This is a genomic window from Streptomyces sp. NPDC046349, assembly GCF_055587885.1.
Window position 1 is genome coordinate 276,322 of record NZ_JBVJFK010000010.1, and the last position, 18,805, is coordinate 295,126.

At 74.0% G+C, this 18,805-nt stretch carries 18 protein-coding genes; 7 read left to right on the plus strand and 11 right to left on the minus strand.

Going from position 1 to position 18,805, the window contains the following annotated elements:
• Nucleotides 1-33: 33 nt before the first annotated feature.
• From ACZ6JS_RS24570 to ACZ6JS_RS24580, 3 genes are all read right to left on the minus strand, one after another.
• Entirely contained in the window at nucleotides 34-1,041 is a 1,008-nt protein-coding gene (locus ACZ6JS_RS24570) for a saccharopine dehydrogenase family protein (RefSeq protein ID WP_469300932.1), read from the minus strand.
• Nucleotides 1,042-1,166: 125 nt separating this feature from the next.
• Entirely contained in the window at nucleotides 1,167-1,814 is a 648-nt protein-coding gene (locus ACZ6JS_RS24575) for a DUF305 domain-containing protein (RefSeq protein WP_469300934.1), read from the minus strand.
• Nucleotides 1,815-1,931: 117 nt separating this feature from the next.
• Nucleotides 1,932-2,369, minus strand: a complete 438-nt coding sequence (locus ACZ6JS_RS24580; protein WP_469300936.1) for a DUF6153 family protein — start codon at nucleotides 2,367-2,369, stop codon at nucleotides 1,932-1,934.
• Nucleotides 2,370-2,474: 105 nt separating this feature from the next.
• Between ACZ6JS_RS24580 and ACZ6JS_RS24585 the strand changes: the two genes are divergently transcribed.
• The 4 genes from ACZ6JS_RS24585 (at nucleotide 2,475) to ACZ6JS_RS24600 (ending at nucleotide 6,062) form a co-directional block, all read left to right on the plus strand.
• Complete coding sequence (locus ACZ6JS_RS24585; protein ID WP_469300938.1) at nucleotides 2,475-2,873, plus strand: hypothetical protein; 399 nt, start codon at nucleotides 2,475-2,477, stop codon at nucleotides 2,871-2,873.
• A gap of 124 nt (nucleotides 2,874-2,997) precedes the next feature.
• Nucleotides 2,998-3,510 (plus strand): hypothetical protein, encoded by a 513-nt coding sequence (locus ACZ6JS_RS24590; protein ID WP_469300940.1) that lies wholly within the window; start codon nucleotides 2,998-3,000, stop codon nucleotides 3,508-3,510.
• 126 nt (nucleotides 3,511-3,636) lie between these two features.
• Nucleotides 3,637-4,761 carry a PLP-dependent cysteine synthase family protein gene (locus tag ACZ6JS_RS24595; RefSeq protein ID WP_469300942.1) on the plus strand — a complete coding sequence of 375 codons (1,125 nt, stop codon included), beginning with the start codon at nucleotides 3,637-3,639 and terminating at the stop codon, nucleotides 4,759-4,761.
• Complete coding sequence (locus ACZ6JS_RS24600; RefSeq protein ID WP_469300944.1) at nucleotides 4,758-6,062, plus strand: MFS transporter; 1,305 nt, start codon at nucleotides 4,758-4,760, stop codon at nucleotides 6,060-6,062. The genes ACZ6JS_RS24595 and ACZ6JS_RS24600 overlap by 4 nt, the downstream gene beginning before the upstream one ends.
• Before the next feature lie 32 nt (nucleotides 6,063-6,094).
• Here ACZ6JS_RS24600 and ACZ6JS_RS24605 read toward each other — a convergent pair whose 3' ends face one another.
• The 3 genes from ACZ6JS_RS24605 to ACZ6JS_RS24615 form a co-directional block, all read right to left on the minus strand.
• A complete protein-coding gene (locus ACZ6JS_RS24605; protein WP_469300946.1) occupies nucleotides 6,095-8,269 on the minus strand; it encodes a tetratricopeptide repeat protein in 2,175 nt (724 codons plus the stop codon).
• Between the two features lie 150 nt (nucleotides 8,270-8,419).
• Nucleotides 8,420-8,755: a hypothetical protein gene (locus ACZ6JS_RS24610; RefSeq protein ID WP_469300948.1), complete on the minus strand. Its 336-nt coding sequence runs from the start codon at nucleotides 8,753-8,755 to the stop codon at nucleotides 8,420-8,422.
• Between the two features lie 95 nt (nucleotides 8,756-8,850).
• Nucleotides 8,851-9,351, minus strand: a complete 501-nt coding sequence (locus ACZ6JS_RS24615; RefSeq protein ID WP_469300949.1) for a flavin reductase family protein — start codon at nucleotides 9,349-9,351, stop codon at nucleotides 8,851-8,853.
• 178 nt (nucleotides 9,352-9,529) lie between these two features.
• Between ACZ6JS_RS24615 and ACZ6JS_RS24620 the strand changes: the two genes are divergently transcribed.
• Nucleotides 9,530-9,703, plus strand: a complete 174-nt coding sequence (locus ACZ6JS_RS24620) for a CsbD family protein (protein WP_469300951.1) — start codon at nucleotides 9,530-9,532, stop codon at nucleotides 9,701-9,703.
• A gap of 103 nt (nucleotides 9,704-9,806) precedes the next feature.
• Here the strand turns inward: ACZ6JS_RS24620 and ACZ6JS_RS24625 are convergent, their stop codons facing one another.
• The 4 genes from ACZ6JS_RS24625 to ACZ6JS_RS24640 form a co-directional block, all read right to left on the minus strand.
• Nucleotides 9,807-10,283, minus strand: a complete 477-nt coding sequence (locus tag ACZ6JS_RS24625) for a hypothetical protein (protein WP_469300953.1) — start codon at nucleotides 10,281-10,283, stop codon at nucleotides 9,807-9,809.
• 145 nt (nucleotides 10,284-10,428) lie between these two features.
• Entirely contained in the window at nucleotides 10,429-11,655 is a 1,227-nt protein-coding gene (locus ACZ6JS_RS24630; protein ID WP_469300955.1) for an NAD(P)/FAD-dependent oxidoreductase, read from the minus strand.
• Nucleotides 11,652-13,052 (minus strand): FAD-dependent oxidoreductase, encoded by a 1,401-nt coding sequence (locus tag ACZ6JS_RS24635; RefSeq protein WP_469300957.1) that lies wholly within the window; start codon nucleotides 13,050-13,052, stop codon nucleotides 11,652-11,654. Before ACZ6JS_RS24635 ends, ACZ6JS_RS24630 begins: the two co-directional genes overlap by 4 nt.
• Complete coding sequence (locus tag ACZ6JS_RS24640) at nucleotides 13,049-14,485, minus strand: FGGY family carbohydrate kinase (protein ID WP_469300959.1); 1,437 nt, start codon at nucleotides 14,483-14,485, stop codon at nucleotides 13,049-13,051. The genes ACZ6JS_RS24635 and ACZ6JS_RS24640 overlap by 4 nt, the downstream gene beginning before the upstream one ends.
• A 287-nt stretch (nucleotides 14,486-14,772) precedes the next feature.
• Here ACZ6JS_RS24640 and ACZ6JS_RS24645 point away from each other — a divergent pair, with 287 nt between their 5' ends.
• Both ACZ6JS_RS24645 and ACZ6JS_RS24650 read left to right on the plus strand, forming a co-directional pair.
• Nucleotides 14,773-15,753 carry a hypothetical protein gene (locus ACZ6JS_RS24645; protein WP_469300960.1) on the plus strand — a complete coding sequence of 327 codons (981 nt, stop codon included), beginning with the start codon at nucleotides 14,773-14,775 and terminating at the stop codon, nucleotides 15,751-15,753.
• Between the two features lie 80 nt (nucleotides 15,754-15,833).
• On the plus strand, nucleotides 15,834-17,366 hold the full coding sequence (locus ACZ6JS_RS24650; protein WP_469300962.1) for an amino acid permease: 1,533 nt from the start codon (nucleotides 15,834-15,836) through the stop codon (nucleotides 17,364-17,366).
• Nucleotides 17,367-17,422: 56 nt separating this feature from the next.
• Here the strand turns inward: ACZ6JS_RS24650 and ACZ6JS_RS24655 are convergent, their stop codons facing one another.
• Entirely contained in the window at nucleotides 17,423-18,787 is a 1,365-nt protein-coding gene (locus ACZ6JS_RS24655) for a phosphatase PAP2 family protein (protein WP_469300964.1), read from the minus strand.
• Nucleotides 18,788-18,805: the final 18 nt, after the last annotated feature.

The following is an 18,805-nucleotide window of genomic DNA, read 5'->3' on the forward strand; positions in this document are numbered from 1 at the left end:
CTCCGCACGCCGAGCCGGAGGCAGTGCGAACGGTCAGGAGCCGAGCGCGTCGTCGCGGTGCCAGACGGCGAGTCCGTGTGCGCCCAGGACCTCCGGCAGGCCTGCCAGCGCGGGCAGTTGCTCGATGTGGTGGACCCCCGGGGGCAACGGGCCGGTGAGCAGTTCCCGCGTCGCGTAGGCCGCGGCCAGGGCGGTCACGCGGCTCTGCTCCCGTCCGGTGACGGCGCAGGCCGCGTGGAGGCCGCCGCGCCGGGCGTCGGCCCGGACGGCGAAGCCGTCGCCTCCCAGGTGGATCCGGCTGAAGGCGGCGGTCAGCGCCCGCCGCACTGCGGGCCGGCGGGCGGCCGCCCGCAGCCCGAACAGAGCGGAGGTCAGCGGCCTGGAGTCCAGACACAGCCGGGTGGTCACCTGCTCCACGCCGAGCGTACGGGCCAGCGTGTGCTGGTCGGAGAACGGGAACGGGTGCGCGGTGCGCCTGCCGTGGCCGGGCAGGGTCGTCCGCAGCGGGGCGGCGGCCGTCGGCCCGGCCAGGCCCTCGACGGTCCAGCGCACGGCGTCGACGCCGTGCCGCTCGCCGGCGCCCAGCAGCACCGTGAGGTCGATGCGCTCGGCGCCGCCCACGGCCTCGTGCACCCGGCGGGCGAGGAGGTTGGTCAGGCCGGGGGCGACGCCCACGCTGAGTACGGCCGTGGCACCGGCCCCGGCGGCGAGGTCGTGCAGGTCCGCAACCCCGTCGAGCAGCCGCCGTGTGGCACCGATGTCGACGAGGTGCACGCCGCGTTCCAGGCAGACGCGCGCGACGCCGGTGTCGGGCGGCTCCACGCACAGCACGACGGCCGCCACGTCGCCCAGCTCCTCCAACGTCCGCCGGAATCCTTCCGGATCGGCCACGTCGGCGCGTACGCCGCCGAGCCGGCGTGCCCTGGCCTCGTCGCGCCCGGCGACGACGACCCGTCCCGGAAACCACCCGTCGAGTGTGGAGACCACCGTCGCGCCCACCGCGCCATAGCCTCCGACCACCACGATCCTGTCCGATGTCACTTGTACCTGCCCCAGGGGAGTGAACGACTTCGAAGCGACCGGGCCGTGCGGGTCCTGCCGGCCCCGACGGCCGGGGCGGGGGCGTGGCCGCTCACGCACGCCCGCCCCGGCCCGCCGGGGGACGGTCAGCCCTTGCCGAGGAGCTTGTTCATCTGCGCGATCTCGGCGGACTGGGAGGTGACGATCGCCTCGGCCATCGTCTTGGCCGCGGGGAAGGCGCCCTGGGCCTGCTCCGTCTTCGCCATCGCCACCGCGCCTTCGTGGTGCTCGACCATCAGCTCCATGAAGGCTGTGTCGAACGCCGCGCCCGAGGCGCTCTTGAGCTTGTCCATCTGTTCCGCGGTCATCATCCCGGGCATACCGTGCGCGGAGTGGTCCGTGACCCCCTCGGCGGGCACCTGCTCACCCCAGGAGGCCAGCCACCCGGACAGGGTCCTGATCTCGGGGTCCTGCGCCTTCCTGATGTCCTCGGCGAGCTTCTTCACCTCCGCGGAACGGGCGCGGGAGGGTGCCAGATCGGCCATCTCCACGGCCTGGCGGTGGTGGGGGATCATGCCCTTGGCGAAGGCGGCGTCGGCCGCGTTGTGCCGGCCCTCGGCGGCCGGGGCCTGGGCCGACGCGGTGGCCGACGGGGACGCCGAAGCGGCCGCGGCGCCGTGGCCGTCGTGCCCGCTCGTGCTGTCGCCGCCACCGCAGGCGGCAAGGGCGACGGCGGCCGCGCCCGCCGAGACGGCGGCGGCGGCGCGGCGGAAGAGGGAACGCTTGCTGGTCATGTGCTGCTCCTTGATCCGCAGCCCGGTTCGGGGCATGCGGGAAGTACGGATGAAGAGGGGCCCGGAGCGCGGCCGTTCGCCCGGCGGTGCCGGACGGGACGGTCCGCGCGGGCGGCTCTAGATCCGCAGCAGCTGCAGTTCGGCCAGATCGGGAGGAGCCCGGGCGCCGGCAGCGGCCGCCGGTTCGGCGGCGTCCCACGAGGACGCCCCGGGGACGCCCGCGAGCGCCTCGGCGAGTGCGGGCGGCGAGTAGGCGGAGGCGACACCGGTGGCGGCGCAGGTGGCGTCGGCGTGCTCGACATGGCCCGAGCCGTCGGCGGGGTGCGAGCAGCCTCCGCCCGCCTGCTCGACGGCGGGAGCCGTCTGCCCGGCGGCAGGACCTCCGTGGTCCCCGGCCGCCGCGTGGTGGGCGCCCGCGGACACGGCAGCGGATGCCGGGGCGGGTCCCAGGGCATGCATGCCGAGGATCCCGGTCAGCAACGCCAGCACCAGCACCGACAGTGCCGCACCGCGCGCCGAGGGGCGCGGGTTCGTCGGGCGGCGGGTGCGGGTCACCGGATCATCGTACGGCCACCGAGCGCCGCCGAGCGGCAACCGCTTTCGAGCCATTCGTGCGAACGGGCCTGCCGCCGCCCGTGAAGGGGTGGCTAGGATCACGACATGATCACGGCTCGGTCGTCCTCCGGCGTGCCGCGGATCCGGGGGAACCGGACTCCGCTGGTGCTCCTGTGGCTGACCCTGCTCCTCATCGGTCTGCTCGACGCGCACGGGACCGGCACGGACGGCGGCGACGTGCACCACGCCCGTTCCGCCTCCTCCGCCGCTGCCGTCACCGCCTCCTCGCAGGCCCTCGCGTTCGACGCGCACGGTTCCACGCCGTCCGAGCAGTGCATGCCCGGCCGCTCCGACCGCGGCACCGCTCCCGCGGGCCACCCGCAGGCGGTCGCAGGTCCGGCGACGCCCGCCCTGCGCACGGAGGGGTACTCGGCACCGGGCACGGCCGCCCCGCAGACCTGCGGCACTCCGGCCCGGCCGGCGCACGGGGTCCTGCGCATCTAGCTCCGGCCGTACCCGCGTCCGCTCCCGGCGGTCCGGTGGGCCACGCGGCGCATCCGGTTCACCCTTCCCGGGCGTCCGGGGGTCGCGCCGACCGGGCCCCCCGGACATCGGCGGGACACTCCGCATGACCCGCGGCGCCATCCACCCGCCGCCCGTACCGGGCACCCTCGTCCCCGTCCACGGTCCGAAGCACCTCCCCGGAGGAGCCGTGTCGTTCCACCTGTCCGCCGCCGCGCGCCGCGCGGGGGTCCTCGTGCGGCCGCTGCTCGCGCTGTCCGCGTTCCTCGCCCTGTACGCCTTCACCGCGGCACTCATCGGCTGCCTGGTCCACGACGGTCAGCCGGCCCCACGGCCGGCCCTCGCCCGATCCGCACCGGTCCACCACCACGAGAGCACCGCTCCGGACTCTCCGGGGGTCCCCCACCCCGACGACCCCTGCGTCCTCCATCTCGCGCCGCGGGGCGTCCAGGACCTCGCGGTGCAGCGCCCGGCCGCGTTCCCGGTGCTCGCCACCGTGCTCCTCGCACTGCTCGCCGCGGCGTCGCCCGGCCCGGTACGGCACCGCGCCTCCCCGTCTCCCGGCATAGCGCTCGCGGGCCGCAGAACCAGGACCCGCATCTGCTGCTGGCGGATCTAGAAGCCGTTCGTGCGGCCTGCCCGAAAGGCCGCCGTCCCCTCCGTCCCGTACGGGCCGACACCCCTGCGCGACAGAGGCGGACGAGATGTCACGGAAACATCCGTCTACGAACGAGAGCAGAGGAAGATGTCCTCTCCGTCCACACGAACCGCCCAGCCCGCCCGCGGCGCCGCCCTGTCCGGGCTCGTCGGCAACACCCCGCTCCTGCGCGTGTCCGAGCCGTTCGCCCCCGAGGGCCACGGCTTCTGGGCCAAGCTCGAGGGCTTCAACCCCGGTGGCATCAAGGACCGGCCCGGCCTGCACATGGTCGAACGGGCCCGCGCCCGCGGTGACCTGCTGCCCGGCGCCCGGATCATCGAGTCCACCAGCGGCACCCTGGGCCTGGGGCTCGCCCTGGCCGGCATGGTCCACGGGCATCCGGTCACGCTGGTCACCGACCCGGGACTGGAGCCGTCCATGACGAAACTGCTGACCGCCTACGGCGCACAGGTCAACGTCGTCGCCGAGCCCCACCCCTGCGGCGGATGGCAGGAGGCCCGCCGCGAGCGGGTACGCCGGCTCATGGACCGGAATCCGGGATCCTGGTGCCCCGACCAGTACAACAACCCCGACAACACCGGCGCCTACACGCCCCTCGCCCTCGAACTGGCCACCGAACTGGGGCACATCGACGTCCTGGTGTGCAGCGTCGGCACGGGCGGGCACTCCGCGGGCGTCTCCCGCGTACTGCGGCAGCTCCACCCGCAGCTGGAGCTGGTCGGCGTGGACACGATCGGCTCGACGATCTTCGGCCAGCCCGCCCGGCCCCGCCTGATGCGCGGACTCGGATCGAGCATCTATCCGCGCAACGTCGCCTACGGCGACTTCTGCGAAGTGCACTGGGTGGCACCGTCCGAGGCGGTCTGGGCCTGCCGACAGCTCGCCGGCTCGCACTACGCCACGGGCGGCTGGAGCGTGGGCGCCGTCGCCCTGGTAGCGGGCTGGCTGGCCCGGACCCGGCCGGCGGACACCCGTATCGCCGCGGTCTTCCCCGACGGGCCCCAGCGCTACCTCGGCACGGTCTACGACGACGACTACTGCGCGGCACACGGGCTCCTCGAGGGCCCTCCCGGCGCCGAACCGGACGTCGTCGGGCGCGTCGACGAGAAGGAGGTCACGCGCTGGACCCGGTGTGCGGCGGTCGTCGATCCGCTGTCCCTCGAGGAGCGGGCCGGCGGGTCCCCGGAACGGGCGGAGGGATCCGGCCGGTGAAGGGCACCCTCGCGCAGTTCCGCTCCTACGACCGCAGCGTCCGACTGCTGATGGTGAACCAGTTCACCATCAACCTCGGCTTCTACATGCTGATGCCGTACCTCGCCGCGCACCTGTCCGGCTCGCTGGGGCTCGCCGGCTGGCTCGTCGGCCTGGTCCTCGGCGTACGCAACTTCAGCCAGCAGGGCATGTTCCTGATCGGCGGCACCCTCGCCGACCGGTTCGGCTGCAAACCCGTGATCATCGCGGGGCTGGTCCTGCGCGTCATCGGCTTCGCCGCCCTCGGGCTCGTCGAGTCCGTGCCCGCCCTGCTGGCGGCGTCCGCCGCCACCGGCCTGGCGGGGGCCCTGTTCAACCCGGCGACCCGGGCGTACCTGGCTGCGGAGGCGGGTGACGGCCGGGTGGAGGCGTTCGCCCTGTTCAACGTCTTCTATCAGGCAGGCATCCTGCTCGGGCCGCTGGTGGGCATGGTCCTCACCGGGGCCGGGTTCCGCGTCATCTGCCTGACGGCGGCCGGGATCTTCGCCGTACTGAGCCTCGTACAGATCCGCGGCCTGCCCGCCCGCCGGGCGGACGGGGCGGGCACGGCACCGGGCGCGGCGCGCGAGACCGTGCCGGCCCAGTGGCGCGGGATCCTCGCCAACCGGCCGTTCCTGCTCTTCGCCGCCGCGATGACCGGCTCGTACGTGCTGGCCTTCCAGGTGTACCTGGCGCTGCCGCTGGAGGTCCGCCGCCTCGGTGGCGACGGGACCTTCGCGGGGGCGGCGACGGCCTGCCTGTTCGCCGTGTCGGGGCTGAGCACCGTCCTGTTCCAGACGCGGGTCACCGCCTGGTGCAAGGCGCGCACGACGCCGGGACGGGCCCTGCCCGGGGGTCTGCTGGTGATGGGCGGCGCGTTCGTGCCGCTGCTCCTGGCGACGGCCGTTCCGGTCCCGGACGGGGGTCCGGGGCGTTGGCTCCTCGCGGCAGGGCCGCCGACGCTGGCGGCGCTGCTGCTCGCCGTCGGCACGATGATCGCGTATCCGTTCGAGATGGACACCGTCGTCCGGCTGTCCGGGGACCGGCTCGTCGCGACGCACTACGGGCTGTACAACACGGTCTGCGGGATCGGAATCACCGTGGGCAACCTGCTCACGGGTGCGGCTCTCGACGCGGCCCGGGCCTCGGGGGCGCCGGCGCTGCCGTGGCTGTCCCTGGCCGCCGTGGGAGTGCTGTGCGCCGCCGCGGTCCGGTGGCTGCACCGCAGCGGGCGCCTGGCGGACCCCGTTTCGGCGGGGCGGACGGAGCCGGCCGCCGCCTGACCGGCCCCTCCCCGGCGCGGGTGGTGCGCGGGTCAGGCCCGGTGCTGCCCCGTCGGCGGGAGGCCGGCCAGCAGCTCCCGGGCCAGGCGCAGATGGCGATGGCCCGGCTCCAGCAGGGTCCGGGCGTCGCCGAGGGTCCGGTTCAGCAGGGTGCGGGCCTGCTCGGGGCGGCCCGCGGAGGCGAGCGCCCGGGCCCATTCCAGGCGGGCGTAGATCGTGTGCGGATGATCGGGGCCCATGACCCGGGTGCGGTCGGCCACCAGGGACTCCCAGGCGGCCGCCGCCTCGGCGGTACGGCCCGCCCGGGCCGCGAAGGCGGCGAGGCTGCTGCGGACGGCGAGGGTGTGCGGGTCGTCGCCGCCGAGGCAGCGTTCGGCGTCGGCCAGGAGTTCGACCAGCTGCTGTTCGGTGCGGTCCGGTTCGTCGGCCCGGTACCAGATCAGGCTGCGCCGGGTGGCGAGCACCTGGGGGTCGTCGGGGCCCTGGACCCGCAGCCGGTCGGCGAGCAGCCGGGTCAGTTGCCGTGCCGCCTCGGCCGTGGCGCCCGCCTCGCCGGTGAAGTAGGCCAGTTCGTGCCGCGCGGCCAGGGTGTCGGGGTGATCGGCGCCGAGGACGGACGCGGTGTGGGCGGCCAGGGCGGCGAACCGGCCGGCCGCGGCGTGCGGGTTGCCCGCCTCGCCGGTGAAGAAGGCCAGCTGGTGGCGGGCGGCCAGGGTGTCCGGGTGGGCCGGGCCCAGCCGGTCCTCGCGCCGCCGGGTGATCCCGGCGAGGTCTGCGGCGGCCCGGCGCGGTCGCCCCGCGTCCCCGACCGTGATGGCGAGCAGGAAGTCGGCCCCGGGGACCCCGCCCAGCCGGGCCCGGGACAGCGCTTCGGCGGCCCGCCTCGGCCTCCCTTCCTGGTGGGCCAGCAGTCCCATGTCGTAGGCCCCGGCCGGCGTGACCCTGGTGACGAGGGTCTGCCACAGGTGCTCCGGCACCGGGGGCAGGCCGGGCGCGTTGAGGAGGTAGTCGAAGGCCGTGTAGCCCTGGGTGTAGTTGCCGATGAGCAGCCCGCTGGTGGCGTAGACCGCCGTGCAGGCCCAGGTCATCGCGTCGTCGAAGGGTTCCGGCTGGAGGTCGCCGCCGCCGCGTTCCACCAGGTAGGGGCGGTGCAGTTCGCGCAGGCGGTCACGGCTCACCGGGCTTCGCAGCCCGGCCCGCCGGCAGTCCACGGCCGCCGCGACCACGGCCGCGCCGCGCGGATTGGCGCCGGGCGTCCAGGCGTTGTGCCATGCGGCGAGCAACTCGGGTCCGGCGGCCAGGACTTCCGCGATGCCGAAGCGGTCCCCGGCTCGCAGGGCCGCCCTGATCCGCGGGTCCTGTCCGTGTGCGGCGGCCCGCCTGCGCTCCTCGGGGGACCAGTGCCGGGCCAGCCGTACCACCTGCGCCTGCCGGAGCACGTCCCGCTGGGTGCGCCAGGCATCGCGGTCGGATCCCGTCAGCCGGCTCTCCTCGCGGGCGTCGAAGCGCCGGAACTCCTGGGTGCGCATGGTCGCGAGCACCACCCGGCGCCCCGGCGCGGGCGCCGACAGCGCGGCCAGCATGGCGGTCGTGAGCCCTCCCGCGCCGAGGAACTCCTCCAGGTCGTCGAGCCACAGCACGGCCCGCCGCCGCTTGGCGGCCACGCGCAGCGCCTGCGGGAGCGCGGTCCTGCCCAGGGGACGGACGAAGGCGTGGCGGGGGAAGAGCGCGCGGGCCACCTCGTGTGCCAGCCGGGACTTGCCGGCGGTGGACTCCCCCACCACCAGGACGAAGCCGGCCCGGCCGAGGGCCTCGCGCAGCTGGGGTTCCACGTCGCGGCGGATGTACGCCGGGGGCGGGGCCGGGGTCCGGCTCCCGTCGGCAGGATGTCCGTCCGCGTGGTGGGCGCCGGCGGGCTCGGGGCGGTCCACCTGACGCAGGGTGGGGATGCGGCCCGCCGCGGTGCGCAGCAGCGCGTCCGCGCCGGTTCCGGTGGCGGCCCCGCCCGACCCCGTACCCCGCTGGGGCGCCAGCCGCTCGGCTGCCAGGCCGGAGAAGGCGGTGACGGCGGCGCCGATTCCGGTGGCCCACGCCCCGCTGGTCCACAGCGCGGCCAGGGCCAGGGCCGCCGCGCCGAGGCCGACCGCCCCGACGTAGGCCGGCCAGCCGCGCACGCGGCCGTTCTCCCGTACGAGCAACACCGGCATGCCGCCCCCCACACGTCCGCGCCCGGCCCCCATTTTCACCCGTGCGGGTGATTTCGGAACCCGGGGCGGCACAGTGCGGGCCCCGCCTGACCGGATGTCAGCGGTCGGACGAGGCCTCGACACCCCCGCCGGGGAGCGGCACTCGCAGGATCATCCCTCCTTGACGAGCACGGTGATGTTCCGGTTGCGGATCAGGATCCGTTCCACCTCGTCGCCGATCTCGAACTCGCCTTCCACGTCCGTGGGCGTGATGACCTGGGCGACGGTCCCGGTCGGCGGGACCTCGGTCAGCTCCAGATGGAGTTCCTCGGGGACCGGGACGAGCGGTGGGGATGCCAGGGCCAGTTCGAGATCGAAGCCGGGGGTTCGGCACTGACAGGTGCCCTTCACCGTGACCGTGCGCCCGCCCTTGCCCGTCCGGTGGGCCGTGGCGGTGAAGTCCTCGGCACCGGCTGCACAGGCGAATCCGTTTCCGTATCCAGACATGTCTTCTCCCGTCGTCCGTTCGCTGGTGGCTGATCACATGCGGATCCAGTCTCGGCGCGGTCGGCGGGGGCCGCAAACAGAGGCGGGGCGGGCCGTCAGGCCGGATGGCCGGGCGTGAGGTCGGTGACGCGGCTCAGGAGCAGCAGCGGCGGCCGCTTGGGGGCCGCGCGGCTCGCCTCGACGGGTGCGAGCAGGAATCCGATGTGGTCTCCGCCGTCCGTGTGCCCTTCGATCCGGCCGAGGAACCAGGCGGCGGCGTCCTCCAGGATCGGTGTGGGGGCGTGGGGCGACCGCCGCCAGGCGACGTGCTCGAACTTGTCGGTGTCGTCGCCGGTCCGGCCGCCGAAGAGCTCGGCCGTCCCCTTCTGGTCGTGCCGCAGGGCGTGCACGGCGAGGTGGGAGGCCGTCCGGGCGACCGTGTACGTGTGGTTGGCCTTGGAGAGCCACACCATGAACCGGGGCGGGTCGATGGAGCACTGGGAGGCGAAGCCCACCAGGCAGCCGGCGCGCCGGTCCCCGGCCGCGGCCGTCACCACGTACACCGGGTGGTCGAGTACGTCGGTGAACGCGTCCAGCACCGCCACGGTGACACTCACCCTCTCTGACCTTCTCGGCCGCTCACGACCCCGTCTGCGGACCCCATCGTCCCACCGGTCGTCCTGGTGGTCACTTCGGCCCCGGAGGGATCGGCGGGTCGCGTTTGCCACCGGGGATCGGGGTCAGACGCGAGATGTACGACGCATCCGTGCACCGATCTTCAGGGAGTGATCAGTCGTGTCCGACAAGGAGAAGAGCCGGGCCAAGGGCGAACAGGTCAAGGGCAAGATCAAGGAGGCCGCCGGCCGCGCGGTGGGCAACGAACGCCTGACCGCCGAGGGGCACGCCGAGAAGACCAAGGGCAACGCCCGGCAGGCCAAGGAGAAGATCAAGGACACCTTCAAGGAATGACCCGCCGCACGTCGGCGGCGAAGGGCGGCGCCGGCCGCCGACCGGTCACACCGGTCGGCGGCCGGCCGCACGCGGAGTGCGTCCGGCAGGCGTCCCGGAGGCCTCAGATGGACGGGCTGCCGCCGAGGTTCCACAGGAAGTCGCCCTTGCCGTCGTCGGCAAGGTCGTAGAGGAGCCCGGCGTCGCCCGTGATGCCGCCCGCCGGTACGGAGGTCCACGGGGTCCAGCAGACGTAACCGCCGCCCGCTTCGTTGGAGTTGACGGCGTTCTTGTAGTTGCACACGGTGCTGGCCTTCATGACGTCGTTCTTCTCCAGGCGCGTGCTGAGCAGCAGCTTGTTGAACTTGCCGCTGCCGCCTTCCTGCCAGCTGAAGGAGGCGGAAGCCCGGACCTTGCCGCTGAAGTTCCGCCAGACGCACACGCGACTGGTGAGGTCGGTGTTGAACCCGCTGGTCGGGAGTTCGATGTGCTGGTAGCCGGTACAGCGGTACTCGTCGGATGCGGATGCCGGGCCGGCCAGGCCGATGACGACCGTCAGCGCGACGGCCGACACCCCGGCCAGACGTAGGCGTGATACCACAGGTCCCCCTCACATGGATCGCTACTGCGAAGACCCTAGGTGCCGGGGCACAGCACAGCAACCCAATTGCCTTGGCATTCACCCGATATCAGGGTGCGACACCCATCCGGCGCAGCTTTGCACAGGCCACTGAGCCGCTGGGCGGTCAGGTCAGGGCGAGCACGACCGGGCCGCCCGCGGGGTTCACGCGGGCGGTCCACCGGGGCGGCAGGTGCAGGGAGCGGGACGGGGAGGCCGTGAGCGGGAGCCGCCGCCGCCACAGCGGCCGGCCGTCCTGCGTCACGGTCACCTCGGGGGCGGCCACGGCTTCCGCGCAACGCAGCAGCAGCGGTCGCCGGGCGATGCCCGTGACGCGGTTGGGCGTCACCCACACCAGCGGGGCCCGGACCTGTAGCGGCGGGCCGGGCTCCGGCCATGGGGCGCCGGCGAGGTGGGCGAGTACGCCGGCCGCCGCGGCGGCGCCCTCCGCGGCGGCGGTGGCCGCGCGTTCGATGCCGTGGAGGGCGTTGCCGACCGCGAAGACGCCGGGCGCGGCGGTGCGGAAGGAGGCGTCCACGCCGGGGCCCCGGGTGCCGGGGTCCAGGGGGATGCCGCCGCGGCGGGCCAGTTCGTGGTCGGGGATCCAGTCGCCGGTGAAGACCACCGTGTCACACGCGAGGAGGCCGGTGCGGCCGTCCCGGTGGTGGATCAGCACCCCGGTCGGCCGGCCCCGGCCGCGCAGTTCGCCGACCGTCGTCGCCGTGAGCAGTGGGATGCCCGGTACTGACGCCGCGCGCGGGTGTTCGGTGATCATCGCCACCACGTCTGCGCCCGCCTGCCGGAGCGTGGCCGCCGCATGGCGGGCCACGGGCTCGGCGCCCACCACCACGGCCCGCCGGCCGACGGGCAGCCCGTACGTGTGGACCGCCTGGAACAGCTCACCGGTGGTCATCACCCCCTGCGTGCGTGAGCCGGGAACCAGCCGGGCGCTGCGCGGGCGCTCCCGCGCGCCGGTGGCGAGCACGACGGCCCGGGCCGTGATCCGTTCCAGGCCCGCCGGGCCGGTGGTCTCCAGGCAGCGCGGGCCGGCCCAGCCGGTGGCGGTGACACCGGTGCGGACCGAGGCCCCGGCGGTGAGCGCCGCCCGTACCGAGCGCCGCGCGTACTCGGGACCCCGCAGCCAGGGGAGCGGCGGCCGGCCGAAGCCGCCGTGGTGGAGATGGCGCGGCATGCCGCCCGGCTCCTGGTCGCGTTCCAGGACCTCGACGCGGCCGACTCCCGCTCGGGCCAGCCGGGCGGCCAGGGCCAGTCCGGCGGGGCCGGCGCCGACGACCAGCACATCGGCCCGCACCTCGGTGCGGTCCGTACGGCCGGTACGGTCCGTGTCGTTCACCGGCGGGCCTCCTCGAACAGGGCGCGGACGGCGGCTCCGCAGTGGAAGCCCTGGCAGCGGCCGCCGCGGGCACGGGTGCGCCGCCGCAGGCCGTCCGGCGAGGCGGGCGGTACGGTCGCGGCGAGCGCGTCGCGGATCTCCCCGCGGGTGACGCGTTCGCAGTGGCAGACGATCCGGCCGTACTCCGGATCCGCCGCGATCATCGCGGCGTCGCGGTACGGGCGGGGGAAGGCCTCGCCGAGGTTCGGCATCCGCACCGGTTCCGGCTCGCGTGCGCCGGTCACGGGCAGACCGCCTTCGGCGAGCAGTTCCACCACGTGGGCGGCGATCGCCATCGAGGCGGTCAGGCCCGTGGAGCGGATCCCGCCCACGGTGACGTACCGCTGTGCGGGATGGGCGCGGATCGCGTAGTCCTCCTGTCCGGTTGCCGCGCGCAGCCCGGCGTACACGGCGGTGACCTCCTCGTCGAGGAGCGCCGGCAGGATCCGCCGGCCCTTCTCCCGCAGCAGCGCGAGCCCTTCGGCGGTCGAGCCGGTGTCCGTCTTGTCGTCGAGGTCCTCGGCGGTCGGCCCGAGCATCACGTTCCCGTACACGGTGGGGGTGACGAGCACTCCCTTGCCGCGTGCGTCGGGAACCGGCAGCAGGATGTGGCGTACCAGGCCGCGGGCGAGTTCGTCGAAGACGATCAGCTGGCCGCGGCGGGGCGTCACCGTGAAGTCCGCATGGCCGAGGAGCCGGTCGATCTCGTCGGCGTACAGGCCGGCCGCGTTGACCAGGTGCCGGGTGCGCAGCGGGCCCCGGCCGGTGGCGAGGGTGTGCGGTTCGCCCGGGGCGACCGCCCGCACATGGCAGTTGAGGTGGAGGTCGACGCCGGCGCGCACGGCCTGGGTGGCGTACGCGAGGGTGGTCGTCCAGGGGCAGATGAGGGACTCGTCCGGTACGTGGAGGGCGCCCAGCACGCCGGGGCCGAGCTGCGGTTCGCGGGCCCGTACCTCGTCCGCCGGGAGGATGCGGGCCGCGTGGTAGCCGTTGCGCAGGGCCTTGTCGGCGAGGCCCGGCAGGGCTGCGAGCTGTTCCCCGTTCCAGGCCACGAGCAGGGCGCCGACCGGTTCCACCGGGATGCCGGTGTCGGCGGCGTAGGCGGCGAGCAGCCGCTGCCCGTCGCGGACGAGCCGGGCCTCCAGGGAGCCGGGCACCGCGTCGAAACCGGTGTGCAGGATGGCGGTGTTGGCCTTGGACGTTCCGTCGCCGACGTCGTCGGACGCGTCGATCAGCGCGGTCCGCAGCGGGAGACGGGCCAGTTCGCGGGCGATGGCCGAACCCACCACGCCGGCGCCGACGACCGTCACGTCGTACGGGTCGCCGCCGGGCAACGGGCCGTGCCGGGTCAGGGTCATGCGGGGCCGGCAAGCAGGGCGGACACCGCCGTCCGGAACCGTGCGCGGCGCTCGGCGGCCTGTCCGCGGCCGGCCTTGGGTTCGTAGACGGCGGACGGCTTCCAATCCGGTACGGCGTCGTGCACGGCGAGGGAGGGGTCGAGGCCGAGCCGGGCGACGGCGCCGACGCCGAGGGCGGTGGCGTCCGGGAGCGCGGACACCTCGACGGGGATCTGGAGCAGGTCGGCCTGCGTCTGCATGAGCAGGGCGGACCGGGTGAGTCCGCCGTCGACGCGCAGGGTGGCCAGCGGCGTGCCGAGATCGGCGGCGACGGCGTCGGCGAGCTCGGCGACCTGTGCGGCGATGCCGTCGCACAGCGCGTGCACGAGGTGTCCCGCGGTCGTCTCGAGGCCGAGTCCGGTGACCGATCCGCGCAGGTCCCCCCGCCACCAGGGGGCGGCGAGGCCGGCGAGGGCGGGGACGAAGGTGACGCCGCCGGCGTCGGGGGCGGTCCCGCCCACGGTGTCGATGTCCTGGGCGCCGGAGATCACTCCGAGGTCGGTGAGCCAGCGGACGGCGGACGCGGCCGTGTAGACCTGGCCGTCCAGGCAGTAGCTGGTCTCGCCGCCCAGGCGCCAGGCGACGCAGCCGACGAGCCCGGTGGTGCTGCGGCGGGGGCGCGGGCCGCTCTGCGCGAGGAGGAACGCTCCCGTGCCGTAGGTGCACTTGGCGGTTCCGGGCTCGGTGACGCGCTGGGCGAGGAGTGCGGCCTGCTGGTCGACGAGCAGCCCCGTCAGGGGGAGCGGGGGCCCGAAGGCGGTGGTGGTGCCGACCCGGGTGTCCCCGTCGACGACTTCGGGCAGCGGTTCGCCGGTGAGGCCGAAGGCGTCGAGGGCGGCCGGTGACCAGTCGACGGTGTCGAGGTCGAGCAGCTGGGTGCGGCCGGCGGTCGCCGCGTCGGTGACGAAGGCACCGGTGAGCCGGTGCACCAGCCACACGTCGCTGGTCGTCACGACGCCCTGCCGGGTGAGGTGACGGCGTATCCAGGCCATCTTGGGCGCGGCGAAATACGGGTCGAGGGGCAGGCCCGTCCGGTCCTGCAACGCCGCTGCGTGCGGGGCCAGTTCGGCGCACAGTTGCTCGGCGCGGCGGTCCTGCCAGACGATCGCCGAGGTCAGCGGTTCTCCGCTCGTCGGGTCCCAGGCGAGGACGGTCTCTCCCTGGTTGGCCAGGCCCACCGCAGCGACCGGTTCGCCGGCCGCGGCGAGGGCGGCGCGCCCCGCGTCGACGACCGATGCGAGCAGCTCGCGGGGGTCGACCTCCACACGGCCGCCCGGCAGGTGGCGGGGCCGCACCGGCGCCGATGCGGAGCCGATGACTCCGCGCACGGGGCAGACGACGAGGGCCTTGGTTCCCGAGGTGCCCTGGTCCACAGCGAGCACCGGGCCCGTCATCACCACTCCGTCCTGGGTGTCGCACGCGCGATCGCCTCCGGGAAGCCTTCACCAGCGGACGCCGCCCCGTCAAGATCCATCCGCGCGGACGGGGCCTCCTGACGAGAATTCACATCTTGTATATGGCTTGATACTTGCATTCGAAAAAGTTTCACATCTCGAACGCTCATAGTCACTCTATAGTGATCGCCGATCACCAGGCGCGAAGGCCATGCGATGCGAGGACCGATGACCACGACCACCGCAAGACGCGCCCGTCCCGACTACCCGCAGACCGGGGCGAGGTGATGGCGGGCGGCGACTTCCGGCCCGTCTACCACCCCGCCGGCCACGACAACGACCTGCGGGTGGCCGTGCAGGACCTGCGCACCGGACGCTGGCTGGCGATGGCGCACTTACTGGACCGGACGGACGGCTGGGGGCTGTGGACCCAGCGCACCCAGGTGCTCGCCGCGGTCGCCGCCGGATCCGACGTGGTCCAGGCCTGGCGGGCCGAGGAACCGCGCAGCGTCGCAGCGTCCGTCATGCACACCCGGGTCGTCGTCGAGCGCGCCGTCCGCGCCCACAGGGCGCGCCACCCCCGTACGCGCGAGCTGTGGCAGGAGGCGTGGGCCGCCTGCCGCGACTCCGCCGAGCTCAGCCCCGCCGACCCCGTGCCGTGGGTCTGCCTGCTCGCGCTGGCCCTCCTCGACGAGCACCGTTCGATGGACGAGCACCGGCAGCCGCCGCCCGCCCTGATGCTGCCCCGAGGCCCCTGGGGCATCCTCGCCCAGGTCGACAAGCGCGACCCGCACAACCGCGAGGCGTACCACCGGATGCTCCAGTTCGTGTGCGCGGCCACGCCCGGACCGCTGACCGAGGCCGCCAACTTCGTCCACTGGGCGTCCGGTTCGGCGCCGCCCGAGTCCGCCGTCCATCTCCTGCCGCTCTACCTGAGCATCGAGCGCTACCGCCGCGAGCGTGGCCAGGAGAAGGCGCTCGACCTCCACTGGGTCGCCGAGGACGCCGTCCGCGACGCCGGTAACGCCCTGAACACCTGGTTCCGCCACAGCGACCTGCGCCGCGCCTCCCAGCTCGACCTGAACCACCTCGCGCACGCGCTGTGGGGGGCACACCTGTTCGGCGAGGCGGCACAGGTCTTCGGCGCGATCGACCGGTACTGGACCACCCTGCCGTGGGCCCACCGCACGCGCGACCCGGCCGACCAGGAACTGGCCATGGAGGTCTTCCTGCGGGCCCGCGCCCGCAGCCTGACGGCCCGGAGCTGACCGCGCGGGCCTCCGTCCCGCGCCCCCGCCGGTCCCCCTGCCCGACCCCCGCTCCTCACGACCCCAGGAGGTACTCCCCCATGTCCCGAACCGCGCCGACCGTCCGCCAGGACAGCAAGGCCCCGCCCCGGCGGGACGAGGAGGAACGGCTCAGGGAGCTCGGCTACCAGCCCGTCCTCGCCCGCCGGATGGGCGGCTTCGGCAACTTCGCCATCAGCTTCTCGGTCATCTCGGTCCTGTCCGGCTGCATGACCCTCTACGGCTTCGGTCTGGGCACCGGCGGTCCGGCCGTGATGCTGTGGGGCTGGGCCGGCGTCGGCCTGTTCGTGCTCTGCGTGGGCCTCGCCCTGGCGGAGGTGACCAGCGCCTACCCCACCTCGGGAGCGCTCTACTACATGGCCGACCGGCTCGGCGGGCGCCGGTGGGGCTGGTACACCGGCTGGCTGAACCTGCTCGGCCTGCTCGGCGCCATCGCCGGCATCGACTACGGCGCCGCCCTGTTCACCGGCGCCTTCCTCAACCTCCAGTACGGCGTCGAGCCCACCCCCGGCCTGACGTTCGTGATCTTCCTGTGCATCCTGCTGCTGCACGCCGCGCTCAACCTCTTCGGCGTCCGCCTCGTCAGCGTGCTGAACTCGGTGAGCGTCTGGTGGCACCTGGGCGGCGTCGCCCTGATCGTGGGTGCCCTGGCCTTCATACCCGACCAGCACCAGTCGCCCTCGTTCGTCTTCACCGAGTTCGTCAACGACACCGGCTGGGCCAACCCGTTCTACGTGGCGGCGGTCGGCCTGCTGCTCGCGCAGTACACCTTCTCCGGGTACGACGCCTCCGCCCACCTCTCGGAGGAGACCTCCAACGCCTCCGTCTCCGCCGCCAGGGGCATCGTCCGGGCCATCTGGGTGTCCTGGGTGGCGGGCTTCGCGCTGCTCGCGGGCCTGACCTTCGCCATCCAGGACTACGCGGCCGTCCAGGGCACCCCCACCGGTGTGCCGCCGGCCCAGATCTTCATCGACGCCCTGGGCTCCGGCGGCGCCACCGCCCTGCTCCTCGTCGTCATCGTCGCGCAGCTCTTCTGCGGCAACGCCGAGGTCGCCGCAGCGAGCCGGATGGTCTTCGCCTTCAGCCGCGACAACGCGCTCCCCGGTTCCGCCCTGTGGCGCAAGGTGAGCAGCCGTACGCAGACACCGGTCCCGGCCGTGTGGCTCTCCGTGGCCGTGGCGGCCGTGCTGGCGCTCCCGTCGCTCTACTCCGCCACCGCCTACGGGGCCGTGACCGCCATCAACGTCATCGGCATCACCCCGGCCTACGCGATCCCGATCTACCTGCGGCTGCGCGCCGGGAACCGGTTCCAGCCCGGCCCGTGGAGCCTGGGTCGCTGGAGCAAGCCGATCGGCTGGACCGCCGTCGTGTGGGTGGCCGTCGTCACCGTGCTGTTCTGCCTGCCGCAGAAGTCACCGGTGACCATCGACTCGATGAACTACGCGGTGATCGCCCTGGCCGTCGTCCTGGTCCTGGCCAGCGCCTGGTGGTACGCCGCCCGGCGCTCGTACGGGACGCCGGCGGCCTACGGCAACGCCCGGGAGCAGGCCGAGATCGCCGAGGGCATCGTCTGACCCGGCCGTCCGGCCGGCCGCGCGCGCCCCGCCGCACCGGGGCGCGCGCTGTCGTCTCAGACCAGTTCGGGCTGCTGTTCGCGCCGCTGCTGCGGCACCTGCGCCACCGCCTCGGCCCGGCGTTCCCACCGCTTGGTGATCCGGACGTAGCCGTAGATCACCGAGACCATCGACAGGACGACCAGCGGGCCGAAGACCCACGGGTGTGCGGCCATCTCCATCGACAGGTAGCGGTACGACAGCAGGAGCGCGACGAAGACCGCGGTGCCGTAGGCGACCAGCTGGATGCCCTTCCGGTCCCGGCCGTGGTCGAGGGTCCGCAGCCCGGCATCGATCGTGAGCGTGAACACGACACCGGCGACGATGTCCGCGCCGTAGTGGTAGCCGAATCCCAGCGTCGCCCCGAGCGTCGCGATCAGCCAGAACGTTCCTGCCCAGCGCAGGGCACGTGGAGCCCTGCGGGAGTGGATGAAGATCGCGGTGGCCCACGCGGTGTGCAGGCTGGGCATGCAGTTGCGCGGCGTGAACTCGTCGAACGGCATCGGCTGCGGCGTGGTGACCGGCGGCGGCGTGTTCGGCCAGAGCTCGGCCAGCGCCCACTGGCCGCCGTCGGCGCCGTACGCGAAGATCGGCCCGACCACCGGGAAGACCATGTAGATGCCCGGCCCGAGCAGGCCGATGGCCAGGAAGGTGCGCACCAGATGGTGGCGCGGGAAGCGGCGCTCGACCGCCACCTTGCGCAGCTGGTACAGCGCGACGACGACCGCCATCACCGCCAGCTGGATGTAGACGAATTCGAGGACGCGGAAGCCGACCGCTCCGGTGGCCTCGACGATCCGGCCCGCCACCCATGACGGGTTGCCCAGCGCCTGGTCGGCGGTCGCCACGTACTGGTCGAGCACGGTCGGGCGGGTCTTCGACGTGATCAGCAGCCAGGTGTATCCGGTCTTGCGGCCGGTGACCAGCAGCAGGGCCAGTCCGACGCCCTGGAGCAGCAGCATCCGTTCACGGCCGGTGCGGCGCGTGAGCGCGATGACGGCGCAGGCCAGTGTGACCAGCAGGGCGCCGTTGCCGTACATCATCTCGGCACCGACCGCCCAGCGCACGAGCCAGAAGACGAGGTCGATGCCGACCGCGGCGCCGATCGCGATGAACCGCTGCCGCCAGGTGAGCACGACCAGCATCAGGGCCATGCTGGCATAGAGCACCGTCCCCGACTTGGGGGCGAACACCACCTCCCGCGCCTGGTCGGTGATCGGCCCCCGCACGCCGTAACCGCGCGCGGCGATCTCCAGGGCGATGAGGAATCCGAGGGCCACCGCACCCACCGCGCCCCAGAGCACGACGCTCGGGCGACGCCATGCAGCGGACTCGGCTCCGCCGCCCTTTCGCGAAATCGCTCGCTTTTCCGCAGATATCAATTTTTCAGCCGATGTTCA

Coding starts and splice junctions, on each gene's coding strand:
- ACZ6JS_RS24605 (WP_469300946.1), bottom strand. CDS start 8,269: ATGCCGGTGTTGCTCGTACGGGAGAACGGCCGCGTGCGCGGCTGGCCG.
- ACZ6JS_RS24635 (WP_469300957.1), bottom strand. CDS start 13,052: ATGACCCTGACCCGGCACGGCCCGTTGCCCGGCGGCGACCCGTACGAC.
- ACZ6JS_RS24595 (WP_469300942.1), top strand. CDS start 3,637: ATGTCCTCTCCGTCCACACGAACCGCCCAGCCCGCCCGCGGCGCCGCC.
- ACZ6JS_RS24610 (WP_469300948.1), bottom strand. CDS start 8,755: ATGTCTGGATACGGAAACGGATTCGCCTGTGCAGCCGGTGCCGAGGAC.
- ACZ6JS_RS24650 (WP_469300962.1), top strand. CDS start 15,834: ATGTCCCGAACCGCGCCGACCGTCCGCCAGGACAGCAAGGCCCCGCCC.
- ACZ6JS_RS24575 (WP_469300934.1), bottom strand. CDS start 1,814: ATGACCAGCAAGCGTTCCCTCTTCCGCCGCGCCGCCGCCGCCGTCTCG.
- ACZ6JS_RS24645 (WP_469300960.1), top strand. CDS start 14,773: ATGGCGGGCGGCGACTTCCGGCCCGTCTACCACCCCGCCGGCCACGAC.
- ACZ6JS_RS24585 (WP_469300938.1), top strand. CDS start 2,475: ATGATCACGGCTCGGTCGTCCTCCGGCGTGCCGCGGATCCGGGGGAAC.
- ACZ6JS_RS24640 (WP_469300959.1), bottom strand. CDS start 14,485: ATGACGGGCCCGGTGCTCGCTGTGGACCAGGGCACCTCGGGAACCAAG.
- ACZ6JS_RS24590 (WP_469300940.1), top strand. CDS start 2,998: ATGACCCGCGGCGCCATCCACCCGCCGCCCGTACCGGGCACCCTCGTC.